This is a genomic window from Acinetobacter sp. 1566109, assembly GCF_000582255.1.
In the GTDB taxonomy this organism is placed as follows: domain Bacteria; phylum Pseudomonadota; class Gammaproteobacteria; order Pseudomonadales; family Moraxellaceae; genus Acinetobacter; species Acinetobacter nosocomialis.
Genome location: NZ_JEYB01000025.1, coordinates 45738 through 52924 on the forward strand (window position 1 = coordinate 45738; position 7187 = coordinate 52924).

5 protein-coding genes and 4 tRNA genes are annotated in these 7187 nt (G+C 39.6%); 6 read left to right on the forward strand and 3 right to left on the reverse strand.

Annotated features, from left to right (window positions below; all coding sequences use genetic code 11):
• Positions 1-37: 37 nt before the first annotated feature.
• Together J582_RS15990 and rnr are read right to left on the reverse strand one after the other, a co-directional pair.
• Positions 38-2092, reverse strand: a complete 2055-nt coding sequence (locus J582_RS15990; RefSeq protein ID WP_031982336.1) for a M3 family metallopeptidase — start codon at positions 2090-2092, stop codon at positions 38-40.
• Between the two features lie 133 nt (positions 2093-2225).
• On the reverse strand, positions 2226-4646 hold the full coding sequence (rnr, locus tag J582_RS15995; RefSeq protein ID WP_031982335.1) for a ribonuclease R: 2421 nt from the start codon (positions 4644-4646) through the stop codon (positions 2226-2228).
• A 261-nt stretch (positions 4647-4907) separates the two neighbouring features.
• On the opposite strand from rnr, the gene J582_RS16000 reads away from it, so the two are divergent.
• The 4 genes from J582_RS16000 to J582_RS16015 all read left to right on the forward strand — a co-directional run bounded on the left by J582_RS16000 (position 4908) and on the right by J582_RS16015 (position 5317).
• Positions 4908-4998 (forward strand) — tRNA-Ser (locus J582_RS16000).
• A gap of 10 nt (positions 4999-5008) precedes the next feature.
• Positions 5009-5085 (forward strand) — tRNA-Arg (locus J582_RS16005).
• Positions 5086-5124: 39 nt separating this feature from the next.
• A tRNA-Arg gene (locus tag J582_RS16010) sits at positions 5125-5201 on the forward strand.
• A gap of 39 nt (positions 5202-5240) precedes the next feature.
• A tRNA-Arg gene (locus J582_RS16015) sits at positions 5241-5317 on the forward strand.
• Positions 5318-5433: 116 nt separating this feature from the next.
• On the opposite strand, the gene J582_RS16020 is transcribed toward J582_RS16015, so the two are convergent.
• Positions 5434-6126, reverse strand: coding sequence for a nitroreductase family protein (locus tag J582_RS16020; protein ID WP_031982330.1), 693 nt, complete (start codon positions 6124-6126; stop codon positions 5434-5436).
• Between the two features lie 223 nt (positions 6127-6349).
• On the opposite strand from J582_RS16020, the gene J582_RS16025 reads away from it, so the two are divergent.
• Together J582_RS16025 and J582_RS16030 are read left to right on the forward strand one after the other, a co-directional pair.
• Positions 6350-6847: a YcxB family protein gene (locus J582_RS16025; RefSeq protein WP_004711841.1), complete on the forward strand. Its 498-nt coding sequence runs from the start codon at positions 6350-6352 to the stop codon at positions 6845-6847.
• A 39-nt stretch (positions 6848-6886) separates the two neighbouring features.
• Positions 6887-7187: fumarylacetoacetate hydrolase family protein (locus J582_RS16030; protein WP_032048233.1), on the forward strand; the 301-nt coding region annotated here is incomplete at its 3' end.

The following is a 7187-nucleotide window of genomic DNA, read 5'->3' on the forward strand; positions in this document are numbered from 1 at the left end:
TATCACCCTAACCACACGATCAATTTAGGCCCATAGTTTAAGCGGTTTTATTGTCATTCGTCCAACCTTGATGACGTAACAATGCATCAATTTTTGGCTCACGACCGCGGAAATTCACAAATGCTTCAAGAGCAGTGTCTTTTCCACCTACAGCTAAAATTGCTTGGCGGAATTCTTTACCTGTTTGAGTATTGAAAATACCTTCATTTTCGAAACGGTCAAATGCGTCACTTGCTAAAACTTCCGCCCATTTGTAAGAGTAGTAACCCGCTGCGTAGCCGCCTGCAAAAATATGACTAAAGCTATGTTGGAAACGGTTGTATTCAACAGTTGGTACCACTGCATATTGTTTACGAATTTCATCTAAAGTCTGTTGAATTTGCTCACTATTTAATGCTGGTGTTTTGGTATGAATGGTTAAATCAAACAATGCAAATTCAAGCTGACGTAAAGTTTGCATACCAGACTGGAAGAAACGTGCATTTAATAAAGCATCAAGTAACTCTTGAGGTAAGGTCTGCTTGCTCTCAATATGCTCACTTAAAACATCCAGACTTTCTTTATCCCATGACCAAAACTCCATAAACTGACTTGGTAACTCGACTGCATCCCAAGCAACGCCGTGAGTACCTGCAACCGAAATATTATCTACTTCAGTGAGCATATGGTGTAAGCCATGGCCAAATTCGTGGAATAAGGTGATGACTTCATCATGAGTTAATAAGGCAGGCTGGTTACCTACAGGTGGTGTGAAGTTACACACCATATAGCAAATTGGTTTTTGTAAACCATGAACAGTTTGCATACGTGAGCGGAAGCCACTCATCCATGCACCGCCGCGTTTACCTGTACGTGCATATAAATCAAAGTAGAACCCACCAATCACTTGGCCTTGGTCTTCTAACTCAAAATAACGTGCATCTGGATGCCAAACTGGAGCTTCACGTTCAACAATATTAATACCGTATAGGCGCTGCACAATCTGGAATAAACCCTGAATGACTTTCGGAGCAGGGAAATAAGGCTTTAATGCTTCTTGTGACAAATTGAACTGTTGTTGTTTAAGCTTTTCAGAATAGTAAGTGGTATCCCAAGGTTTGAGTTCATCAATCCCATCTTGTTTGGCAATGGCTTGTAGCTCAGCAACTTCTTGGAGAGCAGGGGTACGTGCATGCTCAGCTAAGTCGGCTAAAAAGTCATGAACAGTTTTAACATCTGGAGCCATTTTGCTAGCAAGAGAATATTCAGCGTAGTTATTGAAACCAAGAAGTTTTGCCATCTCTTGGCGAAGGCTCAAGATTTCTTCCATAATCTTGCTGTTATCAAATTCTGTTTGTTCAGATTGATCTGATGCACGAGTGACATAAGCTTTATAAAGCTCTTCTCGCAAAGCACGATCATCTGCGTAGGTCATAATGGCAAAATAAGCTGGGAAATCTAAAGTTGCTACTGCTTGATCAAGCTCACGCTGTTTGCCGTACTGTTTTAATAACTCAACATTACTTTCTGGAAGACCTTTTAATTGATCTTCTGTCAGTGGTTTAAAATAAGCCTGTGTCGCATCAAGTACATGGTTTGAGAAGTCCGAAGAAAGCTGTGAAAGACGTGCAGAAATTTCTGCGTAGCGTTTTTTCTCTTCACCTTCTAAAGCAACGCCAGAAAGTTTAAAGTCACGTAATGCAAGGCGGATCGCACTTTGTTTTGCGGGGCTTAACGTTGAATAGCTCTGACCATCATGAATGTGTTGATAAGTCTGGTACAGCGCCGTATGTTGGCCAAGCTGAGTGTAATATTCACTTAAAGCAGGTAAGAGCGACTGGTAGACCTCTCTAGTTTCAGCATTACTCATCACAGCATTTAAATGTGACAACACTCCCCATGATTCACTGAGGTTATTTTCAAGTGCATCAATTTGTTCAAGCACGGCAAGTTGCTGATCTGTCTCGGATGGTGCAGCCGTAAGGGTATTTAAGAACTCTTGTCCTGCTTGAATCGCTTGTTGAATATCTTGTTTTAAATTATCTAATGTAATTTGGTCAAAGTGGGGAGTAGGTAGAGTCGCTTGCTGTAAAGTCATTGCTAATAGCCACATTATTTTTTAAACATAGTATTAGATGTAGGTATTGTTAGGCAGGAAATCAAGCTTAATTTGAAAATAAACGTTTTAAAAGTATTAAGCCCCCATGCTTGGGAGCTTAATAAAAGGGATTAGAAACACCTATGAATTAGTCAGCCTTAGACTTGGCATTCGACTTTTTCTTTTTGGGTTTCGCTTTTTTCTTTACTTTTTCTGGCTTGGCTTCTGCTTTCGTTGAGGTTTTTTTGCCAGACTTTTTACTATATGAACTAGGTTTACCTTTTTCCTTCTTTTTACGGACAGGTTTTTCACCATCATTCGAAGGAGTAGATGGTTTGCCAAAAACTTCTTCAGTTGCTTGTGCCGCTGTTCTGGTTGTGCGTGGGGCACGACTGCGAACTACTCGTCCAGCATGTGTCACTTGCTGAATAAGTTGGAAATCGATCTTACGTTCTTCTAGATTTACACCAGCAACCTGAATTTTAACTTCATCGCCTAAACCGAAAACCTGACCACGATTTTGTCCAATAAGGTTTTGACTTGCTTGATCATAAATAAAGAAATCATCGCCGAGCTGGCTAATATGAATCATGCCATCAACATAAAGGTCTTTAAGAGTAACGAATAGACCAAATTCAGTGACAGCACTCACAATACCAATGAACTCATCACCTAAGTGCTGTTGCATATAGTGACACTTCAACCAAGTCGTTACACTACGAGATCCTTCATCAGCACGGCGCTCGGTTTGAGAGAAATGTTCACCAGCATCATCTAAAGCCGCACCAGAGAGCGGATAAGGCTTTTGTTTCAAATGAGCTTTAATAGCACGATGTAACAATAAATCTGGGTAGCGGCGAATTGGTGAAGTGAAGTGTGTATAAGCTTCATAAGCTAAACCATAGTGACCGGCATTTTTTGCACCATAGTAAGCTTGCATCATTGAGCGTAATAACACTGCATGAATGCTTGGCGCATCAATGCGGTCTTTAGTTGCCTCAATAACTTTTTGATAATCTGCTTGAGTTGGTTGGTCGGGGAACGGTAAGCCAAGAAGTTTTACAAAGTCTTTTACTTTCTGAATACGTGAGAACTCAGGCGCTTCGTGTACGCGATATAACATTGGAATATCATGTTCTAATGCATATTCAGCCGCAGCAACGTTAGCAAGCAACATACATTCTTCAATCAGCTTATGTGCTTCATTACGTGTACGTGGCAAAATTTCTTTAATTCCGCCCAGCTCATCAAAAGTCATGTACGTTTCAATGGTTTCAAACTCCATTGCATGACGATCAGCACGTAAATTTTTCAAAATCTGATAAAGCTGGAAAAGCGTATTTAGCGATTTGTGAATATCACGATCTTTTGGAATTGCGTCAGTTGCACCGTCAAAGTATTGCGCTACCTGTGTATAGGTCAAACGCGCTTTTGAATGCATTACCGATGGATAAAACTCATAACCAGTTACGCGGCCCGTACGTGAGAGCTTCAAGTCACAGACCATACATAAACGATCTACGTGTGGGTTAAGTGAGCACAATCCATTTGATAATGCTTCTGGTAGCATTGGTAAAACAAAATGAGGGAAGTAAACTGAAGTACCACGTTCTTCTGCTTCTTCATTTAGTGCCGAGCCTAGGCGTACATAGTGGCTTACATCAGCAATTGCTACAACAACGCGATAACCGCCACCAGGACGTTTTTCTGCATACACAGCATCATCGAAATCTCGAGCATCTTCACCATCGATTGTGACGAGTGCTAAATCTCTTAAATCAACTCGACCTTCACGGTCTTGTGCAGAAGGTTCCTTAAAACTTTCTGCTTCTTTTATAACTTCATCTGGGAATTCATAAGGCAAGCCAAACTCAAGAATGGTTTGTGGGATAATAATTTCTGTATCAGCTTTATCGGCCATAGATTGAATAATATGCGCCGTAGCAAACTCTTCGCGGGTTGGATAGGTATCGATAGCAACACGAAGCATATCGCCAACATTTGCTTTGGCATGTGCAACTAATTCTTTTTCTAATGGGATAGGTTGATGCTGATTTGGATTATTGGGTTGAATAAAGTATTCACCCTCGTGTATCGACAATTTACCAATTAACTGTTTTACACGGTGTTGGAGAACCTCGGTAATGAAACCCCACGGTTTACCTTTTCGGTCTACTGAGGTCTGCCGAACTCGGACGCGATCGCCGTTAAAGACTAAACGTAACTCGCGCTCAGGAAGCAAAAGATCATCTTGGCCATCAATATGTGCAGTGCCTAAACCTTTACTATTAATATAGACAGTGGCTTCATAGGTTGGTTGGTCTGCCACTAACTGAAACTTGAACCCTTCTTTCATGATTTGGCCATCACGAACCATTGCACTTAAGCGATGGCTTAAAGCTTCGATACTTTTTTGGTCTTGAATATGAAAATGGTCAACAAGTTCTGCATGAGATTGCGGCGTTTGCAATTGTTCCAACGTATCTAATATTAGAGTACGGCTTGGAATAGGATTGTCATAACGTTCAGCTTCAGCTTTCGCTTCGGGATCAGCCCAGTTTTTTGTCATGTCTTTTGGTTTCACGCTTGGCAGATAAGTTTAGCATAAGTCATGCAGACCCGAACTGCACGTTTAGGTTTGCAATAATGTGTTATGCGCTACTGTATTTTAATGAAGAAATAATATCTATCTTAACAAGCGTTTGATCGAAAAAGACGAAAATAATAAGGAAATTGCTTAAAAAATAATTCATTGAACGAAAAAATAAGAAAATTTCAGTATGATGACTTGAACAATAAGGTTTTAGTTTGTATTATGGCGGCTCGTTCCGGTGAGGTGGATGAGTGGCTGAAATCACTTCCCTGCTAAGGAAGCATACCTATTACTGGTATCGAGGGTTCGAATCCCTCTCTCACCGCCATTTACTTAATGCGCTCATAGCTCAGCTGGATAGAGCACTTGGCTACGAACTAAGGGGTCGGGAGTTCGAATCTCTCTGAGCGCACCAAGTAAAACAGAACGAATCGCTGAAAAGCACACAAGTTACGCGCTCATAGCTCAGCTGGATAGAGCACTTGGCTACGAACTAAGGGGTCGGGAGTTCGAATCTCTCTGAGCGCACCAAGTAAAACAGAACGAATCGCTGAAAAGCACACAAGTTACGCGCTCATAGCTCAGCTGGATAGAGCACTTGGCTACGAACTAAGGGGTCGGGAGTTCGAATCTCTCTGAGCGCACCACTTGAAGAATTAACCGCTATATAGCGGTTTTTTTGTGCCTATTTTATATGGATTCTAATAAAAAAGCTGGTGCACATGGCGACCAGCTTTAAAAAGTTCTAAATTCAAAAAAACTATTATCCGAATGTTTTAAAACGACTTTCATCATCAATAAAGGTTTTTTCACCAGCTTTAGCTTCAATAGAACCAAAAACTAACTGAGCTCTTAGCTTCCATTCAGATGGAATATTAAATAAAACATTAATTTTTTCATCAATAATTGGGTTGTAGTGTTGCAATGAAGCGCCAATACCTTGTTCGGTTAAAATGTTCCAGACCGCAAATTGTGCGATTGCTGTTGAATGCTCTGACCAGATCGGGAAATTATCAGCATAAGCTGCAAACTGTTCTTGTAAACCTTTAACCACGTTCTGATCTTCATAAAACAAAACTGTGCCTGCACCAGCAGCAAAACTTTGAATTTTTTGTTCTGTTCCAGATACAGCTTCAGCTGGAACAATACTTTTTAAAACTTCAAGAACTGTATTCCAGAATTTATGATGTGATTGTCCAAATAAAATGACAGCGCGAGATGATTGAGAGTTAAAAGCAGAAGGGCTGTGTCTGATTGCTTCTTGAATTAACTTTTCAATTTCATCATTTGATTGATTTAAGTTATTTCCAATTGCATAAATAGAGCGGCGGTTCTTAATGAGTTCTATAAAAGAAGTTTCATTTGAAGATTCTAGCTCTTGAGCGGCTTTTAAAGCCACATCTTCTTGAGCTGTCGTTTTTTGATTTAAGCCAAATAGTTTTGCAAAGAAAGACATGACGTATTCCACTAAAGAGACAATAGAAGTATTTTATAAATTTAAAGATATGGAATAAGCCTTAAAAATATGAATCTACGTTCTATATATGAAACGAGTAAGCAGCTTGTATGAGTGAAGGCTTTATAGTTCGAGCAAAAATAAAAAATCACTTTTGATTCATTTTAAAGCGTAGATGAATATGCTCTAATAGTTTCGATTTATTCAATATTGATACATAGTGATGACCGAGCAAAAAAGCGCTTTATCTTTACGTTATTATTTAAATTTAGAAGAGTCTCAAGATGGGTTTGGCTTGGTGACATTCGGAAAGAAACAATTCACACGTTTTTTAACCCCTGTTATTAGTATTGCAATTGTTATTTGGGGTTTTTATTTAGGCTTATCAGGCGTTGGTCGCTACTATGTTGCTTTGGGTATTTTTTTCCTGATTATGCAAGGTTTAATGCGCTATTGGCTTTTACCTATGATGTTTAAACGTCAATTTGTTCGTTATCAATTTGGTAAGAGCGAGCAGGGGATCGATTTATACCAAGATTACTTTGAGCTTTATGCCGCTGGCCGTAAACAAGTTGTACAGTATGGTGATGTACAGACTTTTGCCAAAGGTAAACTAACTTATATGCTTGAGTTAAAAAATAAAACGGTCATTATTGTACCGAAACGTGCCTTTGCTCAAGCTTCAGATCAAACTATATTTGAAAATACATTCAAGAAGTAAGTTATTGGAATTATTAGCCGCAACAATAAAGGAAGCCTCATGAAAACACGTCCTTCAAAAATCGTTTGTGTGGGCAGAAGTTATGCTGATCATGTAAAAGAGCTGAACAATGCAATGCCGGGACGACCAGTATTGTTTATCAAGCCTCCAAGTAGTTTGATTGGTTTGGATGACGGTATTTCATGGAATCCTGCTTGGGGTAGCTGTCATTTCGAATGTGAGTTTGTTTTACGTATTGATCAGCCACTAAAAGGAGAAACCGATCCGCAAAAAGTACTACAAGCTATTGGTGCAGTGACTTTAGGATTGGATTTAACATTACGTGACTTACAAAATGAAT